This window comes from Algoriphagus pacificus (assembly GCF_017254845.1).
Lineage (GTDB): Bacteria > Bacteroidota > Bacteroidia > Cytophagales > Cyclobacteriaceae > Algoriphagus > Algoriphagus pacificus.
Genome location: NZ_JAFKCU010000006.1, coordinates 155,743 through 180,023 on the forward strand (window position 1 = coordinate 155,743; position 24,281 = coordinate 180,023).

22 protein-coding genes and 1 tRNA gene are annotated in these 24,281 nt (G+C 38.2%); 14 read left to right on the forward strand and 9 right to left on the reverse strand.

The genetic code is table 11. The features are described 5' to 3' along the window. The first annotated feature begins 12 nt into the window (after positions 1-12). The 4 genes from J0A69_RS19435 (at position 13) to J0A69_RS19450 (ending at position 2,611) form a co-directional block, all read left to right on the forward strand. Positions 13-660 (forward strand): DUF4136 domain-containing protein, encoded by a 648-nt coding sequence (locus tag J0A69_RS19435; RefSeq protein WP_206588288.1) that lies wholly within the window; start codon positions 13-15, stop codon positions 658-660. Positions 661-662: 2 nt separating this feature from the next. Beyond that, on the forward strand, positions 663-1,253 hold the full coding sequence (locus J0A69_RS19440) for an outer membrane beta-barrel protein (RefSeq protein ID WP_206588289.1): 591 nt from the start codon (positions 663-665) through the stop codon (positions 1,251-1,253). Positions 1,254-1,404: 151 nt separating this feature from the next. After that, positions 1,405-1,947: a DUF4136 domain-containing protein gene (locus tag J0A69_RS19445; protein ID WP_206588290.1), complete on the forward strand. Its 543-nt coding sequence runs from the start codon at positions 1,405-1,407 to the stop codon at positions 1,945-1,947. Between the two features lie 22 nt (positions 1,948-1,969). Then, positions 1,970-2,611: a hypothetical protein gene (locus tag J0A69_RS19450; protein WP_206588291.1), complete on the forward strand. Its 642-nt coding sequence runs from the start codon at positions 1,970-1,972 to the stop codon at positions 2,609-2,611. Positions 2,612-2,677: 66 nt separating this feature from the next. On the opposite strand, the gene J0A69_RS19455 is transcribed toward J0A69_RS19450, so the two are convergent. Then, a complete protein-coding gene (locus tag J0A69_RS19455; protein WP_206588292.1) occupies positions 2,678-5,212 on the reverse strand; it encodes a phosphoenolpyruvate carboxylase in 2,535 nt (844 codons plus the stop codon). 171 nt (positions 5,213-5,383) lie between these two features. Between J0A69_RS19455 and J0A69_RS19460 the strand changes: the two genes are divergently transcribed. Next, positions 5,384-6,523 (forward strand): lactonase family protein, encoded by a 1,140-nt coding sequence (locus J0A69_RS19460; RefSeq protein ID WP_206588293.1) that lies wholly within the window; start codon positions 5,384-5,386, stop codon positions 6,521-6,523. On the opposite strand, the gene J0A69_RS19465 is transcribed toward J0A69_RS19460, so the two are convergent. After that, positions 6,520-7,602: an o-succinylbenzoate synthase gene (locus J0A69_RS19465; protein ID WP_206588294.1), complete on the reverse strand. Its 1,083-nt coding sequence runs from the start codon at positions 7,600-7,602 to the stop codon at positions 6,520-6,522. The two genes, J0A69_RS19460 and J0A69_RS19465, sit on opposite strands and share 4 nt — an antisense overlap. A gap of 36 nt (positions 7,603-7,638) precedes the next feature. Between J0A69_RS19465 and J0A69_RS19470 the strand changes: the two genes are divergently transcribed. Then, on the forward strand, positions 7,639-8,886 hold the full coding sequence (locus J0A69_RS19470; protein WP_394369896.1) for an S-adenosylmethionine:tRNA ribosyltransferase-isomerase: 1,248 nt from the start codon (positions 7,639-7,641) through the stop codon (positions 8,884-8,886). Here J0A69_RS19470 and J0A69_RS19475 read toward each other — a convergent pair whose 3' ends face one another. After that, positions 8,887-9,297, reverse strand: a complete 411-nt coding sequence (locus J0A69_RS19475) for a LytR/AlgR family response regulator transcription factor (RefSeq protein WP_206588295.1) — start codon at positions 9,295-9,297, stop codon at positions 8,887-8,889. A 142-nt stretch (positions 9,298-9,439) separates the two neighbouring features. On the opposite strand from J0A69_RS19475, the gene J0A69_RS19480 reads away from it, so the two are divergent. After that, entirely contained in the window at positions 9,440-10,969 is a 1,530-nt protein-coding gene (locus J0A69_RS19480) for a hypothetical protein (protein ID WP_206588296.1), read from the forward strand. On the opposite strand, the gene J0A69_RS19485 is transcribed toward J0A69_RS19480, so the two are convergent. Beyond that, positions 10,966-12,216 carry a sensor histidine kinase gene (locus J0A69_RS19485; RefSeq protein ID WP_206588297.1) on the reverse strand — a complete coding sequence of 417 codons (1,251 nt, stop codon included), beginning with the start codon at positions 12,214-12,216 and terminating at the stop codon, positions 10,966-10,968. The two genes, J0A69_RS19480 and J0A69_RS19485, sit on opposite strands and share 4 nt — an antisense overlap. Positions 12,217-12,481: 265 nt before the next feature. After that, a complete protein-coding gene (locus J0A69_RS19490) occupies positions 12,482-12,736 on the reverse strand; it encodes a hypothetical protein (RefSeq protein WP_206588298.1) in 255 nt (84 codons plus the stop codon). 408 nt (positions 12,737-13,144) lie between these two features. Between J0A69_RS19490 and J0A69_RS19495 the strand changes: the two genes are divergently transcribed. Beyond that, positions 13,145-13,233, forward strand: a tRNA-Ser gene (locus J0A69_RS19495). 238 nt (positions 13,234-13,471) lie between these two features. Here J0A69_RS19495 and J0A69_RS19500 read toward each other — a convergent pair. Further along, positions 13,472-13,786: a hypothetical protein gene (locus tag J0A69_RS19500; RefSeq protein ID WP_206588299.1), complete on the reverse strand. Its 315-nt coding sequence runs from the start codon at positions 13,784-13,786 to the stop codon at positions 13,472-13,474. An 84-nt stretch (positions 13,787-13,870) separates the two neighbouring features. Between J0A69_RS19500 and J0A69_RS19505 the strand changes: the two genes are divergently transcribed. Beyond that, positions 13,871-14,299 carry a toprim domain-containing protein gene (locus J0A69_RS19505; protein WP_206588300.1) on the forward strand — a complete coding sequence of 143 codons (429 nt, stop codon included), beginning with the start codon at positions 13,871-13,873 and terminating at the stop codon, positions 14,297-14,299. 88 nt (positions 14,300-14,387) lie between these two features. On the opposite strand, the gene J0A69_RS19510 is transcribed toward J0A69_RS19505, so the two are convergent. Then, entirely contained in the window at positions 14,388-15,242 is an 855-nt protein-coding gene (locus J0A69_RS19510; RefSeq protein WP_206588301.1) for a helix-turn-helix domain-containing protein, read from the reverse strand. A 101-nt stretch (positions 15,243-15,343) separates the two neighbouring features. Between J0A69_RS19510 and J0A69_RS19515 the strand changes: the two genes are divergently transcribed. Continuing rightward, the gene (locus tag J0A69_RS19515; protein ID WP_206588302.1) at positions 15,344-16,729 is read left to right on the forward strand and encodes a DUF1593 domain-containing protein; all 1,386 of its coding nucleotides are present in this window, start codon (positions 15,344-15,346) and stop codon (positions 16,727-16,729) included. Positions 16,730-16,844: 115 nt separating this feature from the next. Further along, complete coding sequence (locus J0A69_RS19520; protein ID WP_206588303.1) at positions 16,845-17,165, forward strand: hypothetical protein; 321 nt, start codon at positions 16,845-16,847, stop codon at positions 17,163-17,165. A gap of 135 nt (positions 17,166-17,300) precedes the next feature. Here the strand turns inward: J0A69_RS19520 and J0A69_RS19525 are convergent, their stop codons facing one another. Next, the gene (locus J0A69_RS19525) at positions 17,301-18,530 is read right to left on the reverse strand and encodes an ArdC family protein (protein ID WP_206588304.1); all 1,230 of its coding nucleotides are present in this window, start codon (positions 18,528-18,530) and stop codon (positions 17,301-17,303) included. 535 nt (positions 18,531-19,065) lie between these two features. Beyond that, entirely contained in the window at positions 19,066-19,527 is a 462-nt protein-coding gene (locus J0A69_RS19530) for a JAB domain-containing protein (protein WP_206588305.1), read from the reverse strand. Positions 19,528-19,818: 291 nt separating this feature from the next. On the opposite strand from J0A69_RS19530, the gene J0A69_RS19535 reads away from it, so the two are divergent. The 3 genes from J0A69_RS19535 to J0A69_RS19545 are packed head-to-tail and all read left to right on the forward strand — an operon-like array spanning position 19,819 to position 24,239. Beyond that, entirely contained in the window at positions 19,819-22,587 is a 2,769-nt protein-coding gene (locus J0A69_RS19535) for a class I SAM-dependent DNA methyltransferase (RefSeq protein WP_206588306.1), read from the forward strand. After that, positions 22,584-22,883 carry an AlbA family DNA-binding domain-containing protein gene (locus tag J0A69_RS19540; RefSeq protein WP_206588307.1) on the forward strand — a complete coding sequence of 100 codons (300 nt, stop codon included), beginning with the start codon at positions 22,584-22,586 and terminating at the stop codon, positions 22,881-22,883. The genes J0A69_RS19535 and J0A69_RS19540 overlap by 4 nt, the downstream gene beginning before the upstream one ends. A 12-nt stretch (positions 22,884-22,895) precedes the next feature. Beyond that, the gene (locus J0A69_RS19545) at positions 22,896-24,239 is read left to right on the forward strand and encodes an ATP-binding protein (protein WP_206588308.1); all 1,344 of its coding nucleotides are present in this window, start codon (positions 22,896-22,898) and stop codon (positions 24,237-24,239) included. Positions 24,240-24,281 lie beyond the last annotated feature (42 nt).

The window sequence follows — 24,281 nt, forward strand, 5'->3', positions numbered from 1 at the left end:
ACCTTTTAAAACATGATGAGAAAAATTTACCAACTATTATTTAGCGTGCTGATTGCGTCAAGCATCCTAGCTTGTAAGCCTGACGGTGCAGAGTATGTAGACGAACTGGATATCGTTTATACTAACTATGATGCAGGCTTTGATTTCCAATCAAAAGGAACCTATGCAATTCCTGATAATGTCATTAAAATAACAGATCAATTTATCGATTTCAATCCAGGAGACGAGCCTGAATATGTAGATCAAGTTTATGCGGTTACAATCCTAAACTCAATCAAGAGCAATATGGATGGACTTGGATATAGACAGGTTGATCCAAGTGCAAACCCTGATCTGATTTTACTTCCATCTGTGACACAGACAGATCAGGTATTTTTCTATTATGATTGGTGGTATTGGAACTGGTTTTATCCAGGATGGGGTCCAGGATGGGGTTGGTATTATCCGGGATATTATCCTCCGCAAGTAAGCAGAGTAAGAACTGGCACATTGATGATTCAAATGACTTCGCCAAATGACCTAGACGCTACAGATAAAATCCCTGTTGTCTGGACAGGTGTCATCAATGGATTACTTGAAGGAAATACGAACAGTATCAGCAAAAGAGTGAATGATAGTATCAATCAGTCTTTTAGTCAATCACCCTATCTAAAGAAATAAAAATGAAAAATATACTACTCACATTTATTCTGCTTGTGGGAATCACTTCCCTATCCAAAGCGCAAAACTCCTTGTTTTCATTTAATTACGCAGTGACCGTCCCGATGGGAAATACCTCTGATTTTATCGATCAGGCATCAGGAAGAGGATTTGTTTTTGAATATCAGAAATTCATTAATCCCCATGTAACGCTGGGATTAGAGGCAGGTCATACAACCCTTTACAAAAGAGAAGATGAAAAAGTGTATACAGAAGGCACTGCTTCTCTTTCTGGTGTCCAATACAGATATCAATACAGCTGGCCAATCTTGGCTACGGTAAATTACTATGCTTTAAGAACAGAATTGTTTAGACCTTATGCAGGTTTTGGCATAGGAACCATGGCTAGCCACAGAAAAATTGATATGGGCATTTTTTCATCAGACAAAACACATTGGCAGCTCGCGATCAAACCTGAAATCGGCACACTGATCCAACCAAATCCAAATATGGCTTTTCGTATAGGAATTAAATATCTGATGGGTTTTGAAAGCAATGATTTGGCTGGTCAGTCAAATCTCAACTTTAATTTCGGGATTGTATTTATAAACTGATTTCAATTTGGATGACTAGCAGGGTTAAAATACAGGCAAATTATAGATAACTCACTCTAAAACTAAACTCAATTTAGATTCTTAAAAGTAACATTCATAAATATTTATCAATCAAATTTTAAGTTTATCTTTAATCTAAACTCAGAAAGCTATGAATGCCTATAAGTTAATTCTTGGATCATTTTTGTTGCTAGCTTTTAGCTGCACCTCTTCTTTGGTCACTATAGAAGATAATGCCTATCAAGATTTTGAATTATCAAATTATAAGAGTTTTGACTTTTTAGAAATTGATAATACGAACCCTGAAAATCCAAACTTTGAAAAGGCCATTGCTTTATTGATGAAAGATGTAGAAGAGGAAATGGTTAAGAGAGGTCTACAAAAATCCTCCAATCCGGATCTTAAAGTTAATTTGGGTTTGGTAGTAGAAGAAAAAGTGCAAACCAGAACTACCAGCCTTGCCACTGACCCATTTATGTACACAGGTCAGAGACGCTATACTTGGCAAAGTCAAGAAGTACCTGTAAATACTTACAAAGAAGGGAGTTTAACCCTGCATTTGGTAGATAGCAAAAGTAATCAGGCTGTTTGGGTTGGCTCGATTGATCGGGTTGTTCCTAAAAAAGATGAGAAAAAAGCAGAAGCAATAGATTTTGCTGTGACCGAGCTTTTTAATGAAATAGACAAAAAATAAAAATTCTCAATTCAATCTAATCATGAAAAAACGTAATCTAATTTTCACCTTTTTGATCTTGGCAATAGCAGTAAGTTGCTCTCCAAGCACAAAAATCCTGGGCTCTTGGACTGGTCCAAATACACCATCTGAGCCTTATTCCAATGTCTTTGTAACTGCAATTACTGAAAATCTTGTTGCCAGACAGACCATTGAAAATGATATTGATACTTATATGTCTGCAAAAGGCGTAAATGCGGTAAGTAGCTTCGACATCATTCCTCCAGGCTTCAAAGCTTCTGAAGAAAATAAAGCTGCAACTGTAAAAGCAATTCTTGATGGTGGAAGTGATGCAATTTTGACCATCGCTTTGCTTGACCAAACTTCAGAAACCCGTTATGTCCCTGGAACAACCATGTATTCTCCTATGATGTATGGTGGCTATTATGGTAGATTCTACGGTTATTATTCTTATTATAATCCAGTAATGTATGATCCTGGATATTATGCTACGGATAAGAATTATTACTTGGAAATGAATCTCTATGATGCAAAATCCGAACAATTGGTTTGGTCTGCACAATCAGAAACTACAAACCCTTCTTCAATTGAGACTTTTTCCAGAAGCTTCTCTGAATTAGTTGTAAATCAATTGATCAAAGATGGTCTGATTTCTGGCAAATAATTCAAAAACTACTCAACAAAAAAGCCCCGGAATTCCGGGGCTTTTTTGTTTTAGAACCTTGCTGGATTAAGCCGCATTTCTCGCTGCATTGATAATTCCAAACATACTTCGAAGAATCAATTTTTCTAGGAGCTCAGAACTTTTTCCTGTTTCCAACATAGTCTGAATAGCATATTGCTGGATTGTAATCAAAGGCAATACAATTCGCTCTCTAATGGCAATAGATCTTTTGCTGACTTGGTTATCCCCCATCAGCTCATCCATATCAGACACGATTTTTAGCTTTTCAATTGACTTATTGTACTCCTGGAACATGATTTCCCAGAAAGGGCCATAACTCTCATTATCTTTCAAATAAGAAGTAGCTGGGTAGAAACATTTGTTCAAAGACTGCATGGAATTACCAAGCAGCGTTCTGAAGAACAAACTGTTCTGATATAAAGCCTTTACTTCATCGAGTCTCCCTTCTTTTTCAAGCTTTTCAATTGCTGTGCCTACCCCATAAAATCCGGGAATATTCTGTTTCATCTGAGCCCAGCTTCCTACAAATGGGATGGCGCGAAGATCTTCAAATTTCAGTCCTCCACCTTTTCCTCTTTTCAAAGGTCTTGAACCTATGTTTGTCATTCCAAAATATTTCAATGGAGTCACATGCTCCAAATAAGGTACGAATTTGGGATGGCTCTTGAAATCTTTGTAGGATTCATAGGCTTCACTTGCAAGCTCCTCGATCAAAGCTCTTTGCTCTGGATTTAGATTGTTTTCGGAATCAGAATAAAGGTGGTTTTCCAAACCAGCACTTAGCAATTGTTCAAAGTTGTAAGTACAAGAGGCCTGCTTTCCATAATTTGCTGAGATAGTCTGTCCCTGAATGGTCACTTGGATTTCAGAGTTTTCCACTTTCTCTCCTAAGGAAGCATAGAAATTATGCATGTTTCCTCCACCTCTTGCTGGAGGTCCACCACGACCATCAAAGAAGACTACTTCTATGTCATTCTCACGGGAAACTCTCGTCAATTCTTCTTTAGCCCGCAAAATTGACCAATTCGCTTGTAGATAACCACCATCTTTGGTTCCATCTGAGAAACCTAACATGATGGTCTGTTTATTTCCTCTACTTGCCAAATGAGCTCTGTATTCCGGCAGATTATAAAGACTCGTCATAATCTCAGGAGCCTCAGCCAAATCATCAATCGTCTCAAACAATGGAACGATATCCAGAGGAAGCAAATCTTTCCCTTCTCCTACCGTGAGCTTGGCTAGTTTATAAACTTCCAATAAATGCTTTCTCGATTGGCAATTGGAGATAATATATCTATGTAGCGCTTCTTCACCGTTGGATGTCTGAACCTGGCTGATTACACCAAAAGTCTGAAGCATCTCTCTATGAAACTCGTCTTGGATTTCAGTTAATTCTGGTAAACTATCAATTCCAAGAATCTGCTTGATTTGATCCTCTTCAGTAGAAGCCCATTCGATTCCTTTGATAGCAAAAATTTCCTCCCAAAGGCTATCATGTTTTCTGCTGTCCTGTCGGGCATCCATGTAGGCAAAATGGAATCCGAAAATTTTGACTTTCAAGATAAATTGATCCAAAAGATCCAAAAACATTCCATTATGGTATTGAATCAATGATTCTCTGACTTCGAAGAGATCATTCAACAATTGGTCTTTGGAAGTATAAACTGCCTGGTCTTCAAATAAGGTTGAAAAGATTGCTCTTTCGATGTGTAGGACTTTATCCTCTACATTTTTGAAAGTCAGTCTTCTTTTGAGTCTTCTGAGGTCTCTGTAGTAGCATCGCAAAATCCATTTCTGAAGTCTCTCAGCAACTTTCACCGTGGTATCGTGCGTCACGAAAGGGTTCCCGTCTCTATCTCCTCCTGGCCAGAATCCTATTTTCAATAATCCTGGATTTTCCCAAGTATGGAGAGGAATCTCTAAGGTTGAAAGCAATCTGATGGTGATATCAGAAATACTTTGGTAAAATACATTTTCCAGATACCAGATCAAGCTGACAGCTTCTTCGTATGGACTTGGTTTTTCGCGATTGATAAAACCTGTTTTTCCCAACTGCTTCAGCAATTGGTTGATTTGTCCGATATCATCAGTACGGATGGCATTTTCTAGATCAGTTATGATCCCCAAAACACTACCTGGATAAAATTGAGTTGGGTGGGCAGTAAGTGTCAATCTTACAGAGAAGTTTTTCAACTTTTCAATTAACATTTCACGTTTATGGTCATTATCAGCTCTATTGATCAGAGCTTTAATAGAACCTTTTCCACTGAGATCATTGATTTTTTCATAGGCAGCATCCTCGATAGAATCAAACAAAACCACTTGTCTTTCCACATATTGGATCATTTTAAAAAGCAGATTGTTTTGCTCGGTCTCCGTATTGCCTGCCATCATTTCATCAAAAAAACCTTTGATGATGGCTTTAGGTGTTAATCCGGATTGGAAGCCTTTTTGGCAAGCTGACCCCAGAATAGGTAATAATGTACCCGTCCGGTAAATGTCATCGAAAGGAAGATCTAAAAATAAGCTGTTGTAAATTGTAAATCGCTTCGCGACTTCGGTATCATAGGTTTTATGCATCAGGGTCTGGTTTAATAAGCTTACTAAATTAATTAAAATTCTATATTTTACCCAATTATTTACTTATTCAATAACAAAAAAGCCATATCATTTAATTTTTTGTAGATTTTTATCAGAAAAACAACATTTGAGAAAAATCACTTAGATTCGGGAATTCCCTATCTTTCATTCATGAAACAACTCCTCTATCTCTCTTTAGTAACACTTTTTGTTGCTGCCTGTTCTAATCCTTCTGCAATTCAAATGCCTCAAGAAACCCAAACTTATTCCTTCCTTGTAGGGACTTATACAGATACTGTTGACCAAGGAATCAATTTTTTGAAATTTAATCCTGAGGAAAATCTCTTCGAAGTCCAGTTGTTGGCTCCGGATGTCCAAAACCCTTCTTATGTAATAGCCAGTAAAAATTCAAAGCTGGTTTTTGCTTTGGAAGAGTCTGCAGGAGTCAGTGGAGGGGATGTTTTGAGTTTCAATTTGAATCTAGCTAAGGACTCTCTTGAATTGATAGCTAAACAATCTTCCTATGGTAATCATCCTTGTTATTTGGCTTTGTCTCCTGACGAAAGCCTATTGACAGTTGGGAATTATTCTGGAGGGAATCTTAGCATATACAGTGTACAAGAGGATGGAAATTTCACCTATTTACAAACTGTTCAACATGAAGGAAAAAGTGTCAATGAAGCGAGACAAGAAGGCCCACATGTACATAGCACAGTATTTAATCCAAAAGGAGACCGACTTCTAGTTGCAGATTTAGGCACAGATAAAATCTACAATTATAAGGTTTCAGGAAATGAAGCGGAACCTTTGAGCTTGCTGGCAGAATTCCCAGTAACTCCAGGTGATGGCCCAAGACACATGAAGTTTTCAGAAGATGGCGAATCAGTTTTTGTGGTTCAGGAAATGAGTGCCACGCTGGAGATTTATAGCTTCATGGAAGACAAATTGGAGCTAAAGCAACGTTTGTCATTACTTGATGAAGGTTTTACGGGTCAAGTTGGTGCCGCAGAAGTAAGATTATCCTCAGATGGCAAAAACGTTTATGTTTCGAATCGTGGTGAAGCAAACACAATCTCTGTTTTCTCAAAAAATGAAAGTGGGGAGTTTGAAAGAATTCAAAACATAAGCTCTGGCGGAGTCATGCCGAGGAATTTTATTGTAACAAAGGATGGAAAGTATTTGCTAGCTGCACATCAATCGAGTAATGATATCGTGGTTTTTGAAAGGAACCCAGAAACTGGAGAATTGACCATTACCGATTGGAAGGTCACCTTAAATAAACCAGTTTATTTATTTCAGTTAACCGATTAAGATGGCTCTTCCCAAGCTTTTTTGGGATCGTAAATAATTTCTCCCTTTCTGACAGTCAGCGGAGAACCTAAGTTATTTTCAAATAGCTTGCCTGTACCCAAGCCTTGCGGTATCTCAGGGGAATACTGGCTTGTCAATTGACAAATCGCATTTAAACCAATATTACTTTCAAGAGCAGAAGTCATCCACCAGCCAATTCCATGTTTCTCGGCTACTGAAATCCACTCTCTTGTTTCTTTGATTCCTCCCAATAAACAGGGCTTTAAAATAATGAATTGAGGAGCAATCTTTTTTAATAAAGACTCCTTCTCTTCTACTCCAATCAATTCCTCATCCAAGGCAATTGGAAGCGGTGAAATCTCACAGAGCTTTCTCATTTCCTCAGGTTGACCCGCTCTAATTGGTTGCTCAATGCTATGAATGGAAAGCTCCGCTAATCGAGTTAATTTCTCCAGGGCTTCTTCTGGAGAAAATGCGCCATTAGCATCAACCCGTAAAGTGATTTGATCAGCAGAATATTGAGACCGGATGTAAGAAAGGAGCTCCAGTTCTTTTTCAAAACTAATTGCTCCAATTTTCATCTTTATGCAGTCAAATCCTTCCTCAAGCTTTTGATCAATTTGGTCTTTCATAAATTGAACCTCACCCATCCATATCAACCCATTGATTGGCATAGGTTGATATTGATCCCGAAAGTCATTCTGAAGAATCTGTTTATTTCCTCCATTCATCAAATCCAAAACAGCCACTTCCACCCCAAATCGAATGCTGGGAAAATCAAAGGGAATAGTTTCTGAAACCTGATCTAATACTTTCTCCTCACTCATTTCCCAATCGAGCTGGGAAAGTTTTACCAGAAAATCTTCAAGTTTAGATTCAAAATCAGGTCTGTCATCAGGGCTGAGTTTTACCAAAGGAGCTGCCTCTCCCCAACCAATCACGGTTGGGTTTTCAGCAGAACTCGCTTTAATCCAAAAGACTTCTTTGGTTTTTAAAATTCCGCGGGAAGTTCCGGCATCAAAGCGGAAAACCAACTTTCTTTTAATGTAGCTGAAACTGATCCTTTTATAGTTTGACATAGAATAAGCTAAGGTTGAATCAGGATTTCTTTGGACATGAACTATATTTGCGCTCGAATCAGTAAAAAGTTCATGGATATCCCTACGATTGATTTAAAGGCTTACGAATATACATTACCAGAGGAAAGAATAGCGAAATTCCCCCTTGAAAAGCGGGATTCCTCGAAACTTTTACATTTCAAAAATCATAAAATCGAGCATTTGCATTTTTATGATATTCCAAAATTACTTCCTTCCGATAGTTTACTGGTTTACAACAATACCAAAGTAATCCCTGCCCGACTGATTTTTCAAAGAGAAACCGGTGCGAGAATAGAGATTTTTTTATTGCAACCAATCGCTCCCACCACAGTGATTCCTGAAATTATGCTGGCTAAGCATCCAGTAACTTGGGAAACCATGATTGGAAATGCGAAAAAGTGGAAAGATGGAGAAATCCTGAAAGGCAAGATCCCCTACCAAAGGAAAGAAATTATTTTATCTGCAAAACTGATTGACAGGGAATCAAAACAGGTGGAATTTTCATGGAATGACGCTGATGTTGCCTTTGTAGATGTGGTGGAAGCAAGCGGAGAGGTTCCTCTTCCTCCCTATCTAAACAGGAAACCTGTGGAAGAGGATAAAACCCGATATCAAACAGTTTATTCAGAAAAAGAAGGTGCCGTAGCAGCTCCTACTGCGGGGCTTCATTTTACGGATGAAATCTTAAAGCAATTAAAAGATAATGGGGTTAAGCAAGAACAAGTGACTCTACATGTAAGCGCTGGGACTTTTCAGCCAATAAAAGCAGAAAAAATCACCGACCACCCCATGCATCGAGAGCAAATCCATGTGAGCAAGAAAGCAATCCAAAATTTCATCGCCCATGAAGGAAAGATCGTAGCTGTAGGAACAACCTCTATAAGATCTTTGGAAAGTCTCTATTGGTTTGGAGTAAGATTGATCAGAAAAGAAACTGAGGAATTCTTTGTCCCAAAATTGTATCCCTACGAAAACACACAAAACTTACCTACTGTCAATTCATCCTTTGAAGCCATTTTATCCTTTATGGAAGAAATTGACAAGGATGTATTAGTGGGTTCGACCGAGATTTTTATTTTCCCAGGATATCAATATAAAGCAGTAAAAGGTTTGATCACCAATTTTCACCAGCCAGGATCGACTTTGGTATTATTGATTGCTACCATCCTAGGTGAGGAATGGAAGAAAGTTTACGAGGAAGCTTTGGCGAAAGAATATCGGTTTTTAAGCTACGGCGATAGTAGCCTGCTTTGGATTAGTTAATTATTCCGATCCGGAACCTAATTTTTGTATCCCATTCAGAAGCATTTGATAGTAAGTCCTACCCACAGGAACTGGATCTTTTCCTACAATTACTTCTTTCATATTTATGGAATTGATTTCATCGATTCTGACGATATAACTTTTATGAATTCGAACGAATTGATCCGAAGGAAGGCTTTTTTCAAAATCCTTTAAAATATTCCTGACGATTAAGGTTCCGGTTTTTAAAACGATATTGGTGTAATTCCCCTCACCTTTCATCCAAAGCATCTCATTGAATTTAACCTTCACCAATGACCCTTCGTGCCTTACGAAAATTGCATCTTTGATTAAAAACTCCGGTTTTTGGTCGTCTATTGTATCAGGTAATTTTATTCCATTCTTAACTTTACCTTTATCTATAATTTCCATCCTTTTTCTCGCTTTCTATTTCAACCCACAGGTTACCAGATTGTTTATAAGAATTAATTTTCCTTGGATTTCAATATTGAAAAAGGACCGATACTTAAATAATAGTTTAATTTTAAGAGTCTCGAAAGGAATTCCCCAACTTATGCAGAAAGCAATTCTTTTACTTTTTACTATTAGCATTCTACTACTCTCTTGTAAAGAGAAGGAAAAGCCTAGGGAGGGATTTGGGAAAGTGTTTGTTACGGGAATTGATCTCACAAAAGACCTACAAAATCCTGGAGCAAGAACCCTTGCAAAAGGCTGGAACCACGTGTTTGATTCGCCTTTAAATTTATCCTTTGAGAATCAAAATGGAGAGACTTTTTCTCTGCAAATTGATCCCAATCTCATAGATCAAAGTGTTTCGATAGAATTACCTTTTGGTAGCTATTCCTACGTTGGCACCCAACAAAGAGAAGAAACCAGCAATACCTTGGCAGTTTGGGCTAATGGATCATTCAATCTAGATTCTGAAGAAAAGGAGTTGATCCTAGCAACTGGGACTGATGAAGGATTAATTACAATCAATGAAAATCTTCTCTCCAATGCAGAAATCCTACTACCAGAGTCAAAACCACTTGAAAAAAGTCAAGGCGAATTTTATACCTATGCGAAAAGCGGTACTGATTTAACGCTTGAGCTAAGTACTAAATCGCCTGAAAATATTTTTAGAATCAAAAATCAAATTTCAAATTTTGAGCATTTAGCTATCCAGGTTCAAACCCAAGGAGAAATCGAAGAATTTCAGGAAAGTGACTTTGATCTAGTCAAGAAGAAAATCATTCTCGATGCTTCTAATCAGCCGCTGAACTTTTTCCCCTTCATCTCTACAAATCTTGTGGCGGAAGCAAATGAAAGTTCAGGAATTGCGTACATCCAAGGTCGTTTGTTTTCTATCAATGACAGCGATAATTCTCCAAAGATTCAGGAACTCAATCCCGAATCAGGGTCCTTGATCCGTGAAATTGAAGTTCAGAATGCAACTAATATTGATTGGGAAGACCTCGCCCAAAGTGAAACCCATCTGTTTATAGGAGATTTTGGGAATAATCTTGGAAAACGGCAAAATTTGGCCATTTACAAAATTGCCATTTCGGATCTATTAAATGCGAACCAAGTACTTGCTGAAAAAATCAATTTTTCCTTTTCGGACCAAACTGACTTTTCAGGAACTGTAAGTAACCATAATTTTGATTGTGAAGCTTTCTTTTATTTAAATTCTGAACTCCATCTCTTTTCTAAAAACAAAGGAGATAAACGATCCAAACATTATACACTGAATATCTCCGAATCAAACCAAACGGCATCACTAAGAGAATCTTTAGATGCGCAAGGTTTAATCACCAGTGCTACTATTTCCGAAGACGGGAAAAACATAGTTCTTCTAGGTTATGAAGATCAAGGAATTAGCTCCCAGTCTTTTGTTTGGGCTATTTCTGGGTTTTCAGGAAATGATTTTTTTAATGGAAAAAAGAGAAGAATCACTCTTGGAAGCCCATCAGTCCTCTCCCAAACAGAAGGAATTACCTTTACAAAAAATCTAGAGGTATTAATCGCCGGAGAAGGTTTTAGCTTTGCCGGATTCGAAATTAAGTCTACGCTTTCAGAAATGGACTTAACCGGACTTTTCTAATCGAAAATGCTCATTTTTTTGGCATTTGTCCGGATCACATCATCCAACTCCTTAGCCAAAGGCTTGAGATAAGAGAAATACTTTTGATTTTCTTTATCCAATTGGCGTGGATCAATAAGGTCCAATAAACCCAACATGGATGACAAAGGTGATCTCAATATGTGGGATGGTTTCAAAGCTAGTTCTTTCAATTGCTGGTTTTCAGATTGAAGTTCCATCAACTTTTTACCCCAAGCAGAAATGTCAATAGCCTGAATTAAAACAGCAATTCGCTCACCATTGGAATTTTTAATTGGGCGAATATTCATTTTCCAAAAGCCAAATTCCGTTGGACTGACCTTTACTCTTAATTCAACTTCAGCAGGATTCCCAGAGTTGACGCAGTCCTTCACTTTATCCAGAAGTGTAGTAAATCGGTTGCTTTGATGATTAAAACTAAAAAGCGATCCTTCTTTAAATGGTTTCCCCTTCCATGCATTAGATAAGACACTTCCAGAATTATTCTGTTGCAACAGGCGCAGTTCTTGGTCTACAATCCAAATTGACCCTGGGAAATTTGACAATTGATTTTCAGTAAATGGCTTAACCAAAGCATCCATGCTTGACTTTGTGTTTTTTGGAAGTATAAACAGATGAAATTCAAGATTGGTCGAAACCAACAGCCCAGCAAACTGCTGGCAATTCTCAGGGTTCTTAAGCAAAAGGCAACAAGAAACTCGGTCTTGTTTAAATCGATCTATTTTTTGTTGGTTCTCCGAATCGGCAGGCACTAAAAGTGTTTCAAAGATATTGTTGCCTTTACTGCCTCGAGTATTCAACCCAATTTTAGATACGGATGCATTTAGGGAATCTAATAATTCGAAATCAGGAGAAAGTTTGATCTTAGAGAAACCAAGTACATCACTGAGGTTTTCCCAAGGAAATTCATTTTTAAGGAATTGGAATTCTATTCCTACTCCCATCACTCCTAAAAAATCCATTTCTGGAGAGGTAATGACCGAAAATTCCCACCATACTTTCGTGGCCTGATTCTTTCCTTCAAAATCCAATAGTAAATGCCTTTTTTGTTTAGGAGAAGAAAGCATTTCATCTATTGTCTGAGTGAAATCGTCTCCTGATTTAGCGGACAAATAGAGAGATAGAGCTGACTCAGAGGAGCTCTTGGTTAGTTCCTGAAAGATTTTATTGGAGTTCAAGACATTCCCTTCTACATCCAGAAGGATGAGGTAGAAATGGTCGGAATCCATTAAAATCTCCGGAATAAGATTTTCTATTTTCTCTGCACTAATCACAATAAAAAGAAGAAATAGGTGATAACTTCTAGGTTCTTGGATTCGAAATATTGAGAAAAATATTCAATAAAAAAACTAGCGATTTTTAAAATTATCTATGCAAAACAGCTAATAATCAGACGATTATTCTTTAGCTGACAATAAAAAGTAATACCCTAAACAAAAAATGCTTTTCATCACTGAAAAGCATTTTAATTTTTTTTTAAGTTTTTTTAAAATATTATGAGTTCACATACGTTTCCTGTCCAAAATCAGAGTATTCTATCTCTTTGACCATCAAAATAAGGGCATTTGCAAATTCCTGTTTGCATGCTAAAACCTGAAAAGGAAATTGCTGCTCAATAGAAAACTGGACATTTGATGATCCAAAAAATCGTTGTAGCTCCTCTTTTGAATCTGCTTTGATTTTGACGCAATCTGATTTTCCCAGATTCTTCTCAATCAAAAAATTTGCTTTGCTGGTTTGAATTAACATATTGGTAAAAGTTTATACCCAAAATTAGATAAGCATCTAATAAATCGAAATACCCAGTACTGGGTATTTTTCTAAGAATAGGACTGTAGCACAAAGAAAATTATTTCTTTTGATTACCAGTAATTTATCTAAAAAGATTTTTGAAATTAATTTCTAAGCAGCTTTAGTTTGTAATAATCTTAGCAATTGATTTATATTTGCAACGCCTTAGGAATTCGCAGCAAGGGTTTAAAGATTGTTTAGATTTTAAGCTTGCTATTTATTTCAAATTGGCCTTTCTAAAGTTCGGTGAACAGCTTCTCTGAGATAATTGTTTACCAAAGTAATTTAGAGAGTTGGGTGAGTGGCTTATCCACGATCCCGATAATTATCGGGGACTATCGGGACAGCAGTTTGCCAAAAGAAAATAGAGAGTTGGGTGAGTGGCTTAAACCAGCAGTTTGCTAAACTGTCGTACGGGTCAAACCGTACCGGGGGTTCGAATCCCCCACTCTCTGCATATACGAACCCTAATTCATTAAATATCAATGAGTTAGGGCTTTATTTTTTAATGTAGTAGCGAAACCAGTAGCGATTCCATCAGTTTCTTGCATCAAAAATTTCAATTCGACTTATCACTGTTTAAAAACATTTTAATGTTTCGTACACTTCGTACGGTACGAGATGTACGAGCCGTACGAAGTGTACGATATTTGGAATATTTGTTTAAGGTATATTTTCACTCCTATATATATACTAGGGAATCAGTGATTTCCTAAAAATTTTCAATACTTCGTTTCTAGTGTAACACATTAGAAATGGCCAAGATCCTGGAAGCTTCACTACATACATCCCGACAAGCATTCTATAGCTACTTCCTCTCCCACTTGAATACTTCTCGCCAGTGTAGAGAGTTAACCAGTTTGGCTGAGTCTCATCGGCGACAAAGTGATTGCTTACATCCACTCCAATTTCTAAACACCAGTCACGAAGATCTTCCCAGCTTGCCTCATATCTCCTCCATAGGAATTTAGGCACCCTTACCCCCAAAAAATCTACATATTGCATCATTGTTAATTTACTTGACAAATTCATGATTAATTGATAGACAATAAGATTTAAGGAAACAATTCAGAGTCTTTATTTTGACAGGAAATGAGTAAAAGTTTTGAAGGCTGGTTTGATTTCCTCAGTTATCTAAAGCTTTCTGGCACTAAAAATTTTAAGTCAATCATCTTGGACAGCACTGCTAATCTCAGCTTTCGGTTGATAATGGATATTTTAAAAGAGAGCAAGAATATCGACCTCTACCTAGATAATGATGCAACTGGTAAAAAGTACACCACTTCCGTTATAAAAATAGCTCAGCTGTATCGCTATTGCCAAGAAAATGGACTAACGACAAATTGGGATTTAAATGGCTTGAAAGGTAGTAGGAACAAAATAGGAAAGCTGATCAATAACCTTGGAATTAAGCCCTTCGAAGCAAAGGGTATTTTTAAAATCAAATCAGACGTTTCGGATCAAAGAATTCATTTTAGAGAATTTGAAGACTTGAATGACAATCTAATAGTCAACTTTTAAAGTTGAATCCTTTTGAATGGATTTCAAGCTTCTAAGAAACCCATAATTTCCTTACGAAACGAGCCGTACTTATGGTACGAATCAGAATTCAATTTTGAGACGAAAGGAATAAACTATTACTTTTTCTAAAATCTCGGGGAGTGCAACCAGTGATCTTCAAAAAAGTGGCGTTAAACCGACTAATCGATTGAAAGCCACAATTGAATGCCAGCTGGGTGATCGAAAGATCCGAAGTAAGTAATAACCGCTGTGCATGTGAAATGCGCTCTTCGGTAATGTACTCACTTAAGGTTGTTCCAAAAGTTTTTTTAAAGATAGTATTCGCATGGTCCGGATGCAATTCTACGGCTTTTCCTATATCAGATACTTTGATGGGTTCTGTATAATGTTGAGCAATAAACATGGCAATTTTTTCCACTTGGTTGGCTTCTTTGTTTTGTGAAGTGGAAATACTTTTGGAAGTGCTTGGAATATATTCATAGGCCATTCTATTGACACGCCCCTGAACTTCCAACAAGGCAATTTTAGGATTTTTCTTTTCCTGAAAATCATTAAACCAACGTTTGAAGTTGGTTTCATCTACAGAAGAATAAATAGGATTGGTCTCAGAAATAATTTCTCCGTTCAAAATTTTTTCAACAAAGCTTGCCGGTAATTTCCATTCCAAGAAAACTGAAAAGGGAACAGTACAAACGTAATATGGAAGTCCGGCTTCGAAATCTACTATTTGATGAGGTGTCAGGGCCCAAAATAAAGTGAATCTATTAGCTGGAATTTCTATTTTCTTTCCTTGAAATAGATAGGTAATCCCTTCTTCAGGGAAAAAATTAATTTCTATTTCATTATGGCGATCAGGTCTGTGCATTAGATTAGGCAACCACATTTCACAGGAAAAACCATAAGGTTTAAAAACACTTCTCTTCTCGTCAAAACGTCTTATCATCTCGGAATTCGATAGGTTTTTAGTCAAATTTAGGTAGTTTTTGTTTAATGACGAGTATATGTTTGCAACATTCAATACCCCAGAATAAATCAGCTTAAATCATGAAGAGAATAATTGCCCTTTTGTTTGTTGTTTTTCTTTCACTTCCTGTGCTATCACAACAAAATAAGAAGACCTCTTTGAAACCCAGAATAGTAATACTTACAGATGTGTCCACTTGGGAAACAGACGATAGTGAATCTCTCGTTCGATTGATGGCACATGCAGATCTCTTTGAGATTGAAGCCTTGATTTTTACTACGGGTTGGAGTTTGGATAAAACTCGAGAGGATTTTATGGATCTTATTCATTCAGCTATCGATGCGTATGAGAAGGATTTGCCCAATCTTCAAAAACGCTCTAATCAAGTACAATTCAATTCTGATGAATCTCGTCAGGCCATCGGGTATTGGCCAAGTCCAAAATACCTGAGGAGTGTCACCATGTTTGGAAGTGAAAACCGTGGATTAAAATTTATAGGAGAAGGCAATGAATCTTCAGGAAGTGATTTTATTATCCATCTAGCTGACGAAAAAGATGATAGACCACTTTGGATTACGGTTTGGGGTGGTGGAAACACACTGGCCCAAGCAATTTGGGATGTGAAACAAACTCGTTCTGAAGCTGAACTGGAGGGCTTTCTTCACAAAATACCAACCTATGCGATTACAGATCAGGACCGGGATCAAAAAACGCCATATGATATTAGTTCTCATCACTGGATGAGAAAAGAATTTTCTGATGACCTTTTATTTATATGGGATGAATCTGCCTGGAGATTTCAAAATGGAACAGGTAGGAGAAATTGGGAAGCCTATGCTGAGCATATTCAAAGCCATGGGGCTTTGGGTGCGGTCTATCCCAAATACAAATATGGAGTAGAAGGAGACACACCAGCATTTTTGTATTTGCTGCCAAATGGTTTGAGCGACCCTATGCAACCTAGTCAGGTGAGTTGGGGTGGATATTCTACTTTCCAGCTCAGTGAAGATGCTGAAACCATGGCATATACAAACTTTAAAACGCCTGAATATGATATATCAAATAAGTATTTGGAGCATTTCTACCCTGCCACTTTCAACAATTTCGCTGCTCGAATGAATTGGGCAAAAGAAGGTACTGGAAATCGGAATCCAAATGTGGTGATCAATAAAAATGAAGGAATTGAAATCATCAAACAAAAAGTTAAACCAGGAAGGAAAGTTTCTTGGGATGCTTCGAAGTCCTCCGACCCAGAAGGGGATGCTTTAACTTTCAGTTGGTGGACAATTCCTGAAGCCGGAACTTACAAAGGAGACGTCATCCTTAAAGGAAATGATTCCAGAAAAGCAAGTTTAACCGTTCCAGATGATTTTGCGGGAAAGACCTTACATATCATCTGTGAGGTAACAGATTCTGGATCACCAAAGTTGACCAGTTATCGCAGAATTATAATCGAAGGTAGATGAACCAATAAATATCTCTTTATATAAAAACATCTTTACTCATTTACACCTTTAAACCCAACAACTTTGAATCCTACCCGTAAATGAGTAAATTAGATATTCACTAAACCATCTGATTATGTGGTCAGTAATAAAATTTTTAGGAACAGTTTTTATCAGCTTTTTTGCCATGATTGGTGCTTTGGGAGCAGAAAATCCATTTCCTCTTTTTGCTGTGGCATGGGGAATATGGATTATTTATATCGTCAGCCTGCGATCAAAAAGAAAAAAAGAGATAGACAAAGAGCGTCTAATTCGGGAAATTTTGGATAAGCTCTATAATCCAAAAAGGAACTTCAGAGATGCGAAAGATCCTAGCATAAAAAAACAAAAGGCCCCAAAACTGACCAATCGAAAACACATTGTCGAAAGAAAAGGCTTTTTCATATGTGCTTCTTGAATTAGGGATAGCAAGAAACCGAGCCCTAGAAAAAAAGTAACAATTAGTAAGGATTCCATCATTTAAGATCTAACGGTTTTTAATAATCACAGTTCAACCTACAAAAATCTTTTATGACAAAAAAAAAAGGGAAGATTACTCCTCCCCTTCTGAATCAATTCCTAGTATGTAATTAGCTGCCTGGTGTGCCTTTTGGGCAGCGTAGATCAGCATCTTTGGATCTTCCTGTAGTGGCTTAAACCATCCTTTTAGGTAAGCCAGGGAATTTTTAAAGTTGGCATCTTTGATTCCAGCATAGGCATTTAGGAAACTAGCTCCCATTTCTGCAATCAATTCTTCTTTCGAATATTCAACAGAGCCGAAACCAACCAATGCAGGTCTTTCTGAAAATCTACCCAAACGGGTACTATGGCCAGTTGAGTGCAACATTTCATGAAAAAGTACAGAATAGTACTGTTCGTCTCCTTTAAATGATTCCTTGCTAGGCATATTGATATAATCAGTTGAGGGGCTGTAAAATGCTTCATGGCCATAGTGAACAATTTTTGGGCAATCTGAATATCCATTAATAATCTGCTCACAAGTTTCAATTGGCTTAAAAACTCTTTCCACTGTTTCATTTATGGCAAATTCGATTCCTTCAATTTGGCCGATGTTGAAAACTGTCCAGATAAATGGAGTAAATTTTCTTCCGAAAAGGTCCTCATCTTCTCCGGCTTCATTTTTTGTTTGACCTTTGACGAATTTGGAGATCTTCCAGAATACCACTTTAGTCCCTTTTTGACCTTTTTTGATATTTCCGCCTAGCTGTTTCGCTTGTTTGAAAGTCAGGAAGTAAGGATGGTCAAATTTTTTTGAAATTGTCACCCAAGCTAACCAAAGCGCATTGAACCCTAAATAAGGGCGATTTGAAGCATAGTTTTTAGGGGCATTTTTCGGATTCCAAACTTGTTCCCAAGTGAGATTTTCATTTTGGATTCCTTCGATGATTTCATTGGTTACGGTTTCCGCTAGTTTGTTGAAGTTTTCCCAAGCTGTCATTTTGATAATAATTTTAGGGTTGAAAAAGAGCCAACTAGTACCAAAGTATCCCCCATCATATCCAAGGATGTAAGGAACATCGACCCGACAAATCCAGAGCTTTTCCCTGGAGTGAGGGGAGCTTGGTTTTTCTGGCAGAGTGGGGATATTTGGCTGAGTAGTGACATTTTTTTTATCCACTGGTGTTGAGGTACCGACCGACAAGCGTTTTCTGGAAACCCTGAAGCTGGATAAGACAAAAACCTGAAGAAAAATGTCGGAGGTAGTCCGTAGGAGACCGCCATTTTGCGGAAGGAAGAAGCGGATTTTTGACGATTCCAGCATCAGGGTTTCACCTTTGCTTGGTTGGACGGTCTAACACCTGTTAAAACTGGAACGGATCAGACAAGCCACTCGGAAGAAAAACGCTCCCTGACGAAAGGAACAGAAAAGCGAAAAACGGCTTGCCCCCCTAAAGGAGGATTGGGGCACTTATTCGAGAAGCGGGTTTCTATTGTTCTAGTCTCGACGGAACAAGGAAAGTAAAGCGGATTGAATGTGTGGCCGTGTGGAGCTGAAAGCTATTTGACTGCAACGAAAGAATGGAGAGAAAGGAAAATTGCTGAAAGTGGAGATTCCGGCACCGGGCCACTGTTGAACTGAATGACCGCCCCATTCCCAGACTTGTTGGGAATGGGTTAAGGGAAGTGGAATAAAACTGTTGCCGTGGGGAATAGTTAATCTCTCCAGGAATAAAGCGCAGCAAGCAGTCATTTAGAAAATGGCGCGCATAAAGCGGAATAAATGGAGTGGTTTATATGGGGAAAATGGCTTAAGGATAGTAGCGATAAGCCTTTCTTAGGAAGTTCAAAAAGGAAGCCTAAAGCTTCCCTTCATCAGCGAAAGAGAAATACCCTTCACTGGTCACTATGATATGATCCAGAACTGGTAGATCCAGAAACTTCCCAGCTTCAACTAGGCGTGTGGTCAATCTTTCATCCTGCGAACTTGGAAGTAGATTTCCACTCGGATGATTGTGTCCAAGGATTACAGACTGACAATTACTTTTTAATGCTGCTGCAAAGACCAATTTGGGATCCACTACCGTTCCGGCTGTCCCACCAGTTGAGATTTCTACTACTCCCAGAACTCTATTTCCTCTGTTCAGCAGGATGATTTTAAAGGATTCAATAAATTGGATTTTATCCTCACCCCATACTTCCTTGAAAATCTGGTATGCACAGTTAGAACTACTCACTTTTCGAGCTTTTTGAACATCAATTTTGGGTCTGTAAACTAGCTCGATTTCGGCGACTTGGGAGGATGTTTTGATCGTTTCCATAATAATAACGGTTAGGAGTTAGAAATTAATTATGGTGCAACCCCAGCTTTTGAGCGATCAAGGCCAATTGGAAACTGAATAAATGAAAGAATGTGGGCAGGCGGTGTTTATGCGGTAGTCTATTGGCCGCTTCAGATGTAAAAAAGGTAATTTTGAGGCATTATTGATATCACTTCCAGATTTTATAGTTCGCTCTACATTATTCGTGGTGGCATTCAGGCCAAACGTTATTATCTTAGGAATCTCCAAAAGCTACAGCAATTTTTGAGTAGCCTCAAATAAAAAAGTTAAATGAACATAGCCCAGATTGAGTCAAACCTTCAAAATCTGATCAAGTCCTTTTCCAAAGAAACTTTCATTTACGATTTGCTCTTGGTGTATGGCCTGCCAAAAGCTTCCATCACAAGATTGCAAAAAGGAAACCTTAACCTATCCAAATCAGAAGGGGAGATTTCCTGGAAAAAGAAACTTCGATTCCAAGAAGAGTATTCAGCCGACTTGCATCTAACTATTTCTGAGCTGGCCCAATCCATCAAGCATGAAGAGCGATTTGTAATCGTGACTGACTATGTGCTTTTCTTGGCAATTGACACCAAAACGGGTGAAAAACTGGACATAGAAATCCAGGATTTGCCGAAGCATTTTGATTTCTTTCTGCCTTGGGCTGGGATGGAAAAAGCCCAACACCGAAATGAAAACCCCGCTGATGTCAAGGCCGCGGAACGGATGGCAAAGCTTTTTGACGAGATCAAAAAAGACAATCCGGTCAAATCAGAGGAAGATTCTCATGCCCTTAACGTCTTTTTGACTAGACTTCTTTTTTGCTTTTTTGCTGAAGACACTCACATTTTTCAGGATGGGCAATTTACGAATGCGATCAGCTCTCACACTGCGGTAGATGGCAATGATCTTCGTCCCTATCTGGAGAGTTTATTTGAAGTGTTGAATACCGCATCAAAAGACCGAAAAGATCTACCGGCTTATTTAAACGCCTTCCCCTATGTCAATGGAGGCTTATTTAAGGATTCTTTCCAGGCACCTGAGTTTAACCGAAAATCTAGACAGCTGATTATCGACGCAGGGGAGATGAACTGGAAGGATATCAATCCGGATATTTTCGGGTCAATGTTCCAAGGAGTCATCGATCCTGAAAAAAGAGGAAGTCTTGGCGCACATTACACCTCTGTACCCAATATCATGAAAGTGATTGAGCCTCTCTTTCTGGATGAATTCAAGGATGAGTTTGAAAAAGCAAAACATAATCCCAAAAAGCTCAATGAACTGCTCTACCGTCTGAGTAAAATCAAAATCTTCGATCCGGCCTGTGGCAGTGGCAACTTCCTGATCATTGCCTACAAGGAACTCCGAAAACTGGAAATAGCGATTATCCATCACCTTCAGGACTTGCAAAAAGCTGCGGCTGGATTTAACAGTAAAAGCGAACAACTTTCCTTTATCCCTAAGGCACAACTTAGCCTTGCTGCATCTTTTCAAGTTGAGTTGTTTTCGAGAATACAACTTAGTCAGTTTTTCGGGATAGAGATCGATGACTTCGCTCATGAGATCGCACAACTATCGCTCTGGCTGGCGGAGCATCAGATGAATGTGGAATTCCATCGTGAATTCGGAAAGACAAGTCCTACCCTCCCACTCAAGGAAGCTGGAAAGATTGTCTGCGGCAATGCCTGTAGGCTGGACTGGGAGGAAGTCTGTCCGAAGAAGGAAGGAGATGAAATTTATATATTGGGAAATCCTCCATACTTGGGAGCAAGAAATCAATCACTCTTACAAAAAAAGGATTTGGAGGATGTTTTTAGTAGCGCCTCGGGAACAAATAGTCTAGATTATATTTCGGCTTGGTTTATAAAAGCAGCAATATATAACGACAAGAATAATTCCCATGCTGCATTTGTTTCCACTAATTCAATAATTCAAGGTGAACAAGCTGGAATATTATGGCCTCAAATACTTGCTGTTAACAATCAAATATTCTTTGCTCACACCTCTTTTCTTTGGAATAATAGTGCTAAAAATCAGGCAGCGGTATACGTAGTAATTATTGGTATTGGAAAAGCATCAGTTAAAAAGAAAAAAATCTTTCTGGGTGATAATGTAAAGATGGTAGAAAACATTTCACCCTATTTGACAGAAGGATCTAATACAATCGTCGGCAAAAGATCAAAACCAAGAAATGGTCTGCCTTCATTAGTTTTTGGCAATCAGGGGATAGATGGGGGACACTTGATTTTATCTAATGAGGAACGAAAGTCCCTATTGAATAAAAATCCAGAATTAGAAAAATTCATCAGACCGTTATTTGGAGCAGAAGACTACATGAAAAATGAAAACAGATGGTGTATTTGGATAAATGAAAGGGATAAAGATGAAGCGCTGGCCTTTCCTGAAATTCAGAAAAGAGTAAAAAGTGTGGAAAATTATAGAAAAGGAGGTGGACAAGTAGCTAGATCGCTAGTCAATTTGTCTTATAGATTTCGATACATTCATGAGGCAAAAAGATCTACTCTTATTTTACCTAGAACGACAACTGAAAGAAGAGACTATTTAGTAGTAGGTTTTTTGGACAAGAAAAATATTGTAACGGATGCTGCTCAAGTAATTTATGACCCAGAGCCATTTGTATTTGGATTGTTATCATCAAAAATTCATATGATCTGGGTCAAGGCAACCGCAGGAAGGTTAAAAATGGACATTAGATATTCAAATTCTATTTGTTACAATAATTTCCCCTTTCCTCCAATCTCGGACCAACGAAAGCAGGAAATCACCCAATGTGTCTTCCGTATTCTTGAGGAGCGAGAGCGTCACTCAGAGAAGACTCTAGCACAGCTGTACGACCCGGACAAAATGCCAGAAGGCTTAAGGGAAGCCCATCGGCAGAATGACCTAGCCATTGAGCGCTGCTACCGCAGTCGGCCGTTTGAATCCGACGAGGAACGTCTGGAATATCTATTCAAATTGTATGAGAAAATGATCGCAGAAGAGAAAGTAAAGGACAGTCTATTTGAAAAAGAGAAAAAGGGAAGGAAGGTAAAAAAATGATGGAAAGTCTACTAAGACAGTTTTTGGCCCAAGATACTGAAACGGAAATTTTGGAATTTAAAGTGGCAAAAACCCAATACGATAAAGACAAATTGGGCAAATACTTTTCAGCCCTAAGCAATGAGGCCAACCTTAAAAACAGGCCTAATGCTTGGTTTATTCTAGGAGTAAATGATAAAAAGCAAGTGGTGGGCACTGAAATCTCGGACAAGCAAATCAACGAGTACAAAAAAGAAGTGTCAGACCATACCTCACCAAATATGACATTCCGAGAGATTCACAAGGTGGAAATCTAAGGAAAAAAGGTTTTGTTATGTGAGATACCTGCTGCAGCTAAAGGCATACCCGTTTCTTGGAAACGGCAATATTATGGTCGAGATGGCGAAAGTCTTGGAGTCTTGAGTCTTGATGAAATAGATAGGATCCGAGAGCAATCAAATGCTTTTGATTGGAGTGCCCAGATAATAGACGGTGCTACCCTGAATGATTTATCACCGGAAGCAATCGCTGTTGCGAAACAAAAATTTGCAGAGAAGAATACTCACATTCACGAAGAGGTTTTAAAATGGGATACCTGCACTTTCTTGAACAAGGCCAAGATCACTATTCAGGGTAAAATCACAAATGCTGCAATTCTACTATTGGGGAAACCAGAATCAGAGCATTTCATCAGTCCTGCAACGGCAAAGATTTCTTGGATTTTGAAAGATAAAGATGGTTTGGAAAAAGACTATCAGCACTTCACCTGCCCTTTGATCCTTTCTGTCCAGTCGGTTTTTTCAAAAATCCGGAATCTCAATTACAGGTATTTGCAGGAAGGTAGCATTTTCCCGGAAGAAGTCAGCCAGTTTGACCCCTACATCATAAGAGAAGCATTAAATAACTGCGTGGCTCATCAAGATTATACTTTAGGCGGGAAAATCAATGTAGTGGAGAGAGAAGATGGCGTTTTGACTTTTTCCAACTCCGGTAGCTTTATTCCTGGAACAGTCGAAAAGGTAATTGACTCCGATGCCCCAGAGACCAAGTATCGCAATCCCTTTTTAGCAAATGCAATGGTGGACCTGAAGATGATTGATACAATCGGCAGTGGGATTCGGAAAATGTTTATCATTCAAAAAAGCAAATTCTTCCCCTTACCCGACTATGATTTCTCTGACAATAAGGTTTCTGTCAAGATTACCGGGAAAGTGATGGATATTAATTACGCCCGGAAACTGGCACAGATGCCGGAGCTATCTCTTCATGATATCATGCTTTTGGACAAAGTTTCAAAAGGTAAAAAATTGACGAATCCGGATATTCAGCTATTGAAAAAAAGGGGCTTGATTGAAGGCAGAAAACCCAATTTTCATATTTCCGCCATAGTTGCTAGGCGATCTAATCAAAAAGCAGATTACATCAAACTGAAAGGAATTGATGATCAATATGCAATGGAATTGATTCGGGAATATTTGAACAAATTTAAAACTGCCTCTAGGGGAGAATTTGAGGAGTTTCTTTTGGAAAAACTTGGAGATAGATTTTCTGAGGATCAGAAAAAACATAAAATCAAAAACCTCCTCCAAAAAATGAAAAAACAGGGAGAAATTAGATTGAATAAAGATCGAAGATGGGAACATGATCCAAGCTATGAGTATGGCGGGATTTAAAGCTTTCTAGACCACAGGAGATTTAGACGAGTTTAGACGGGA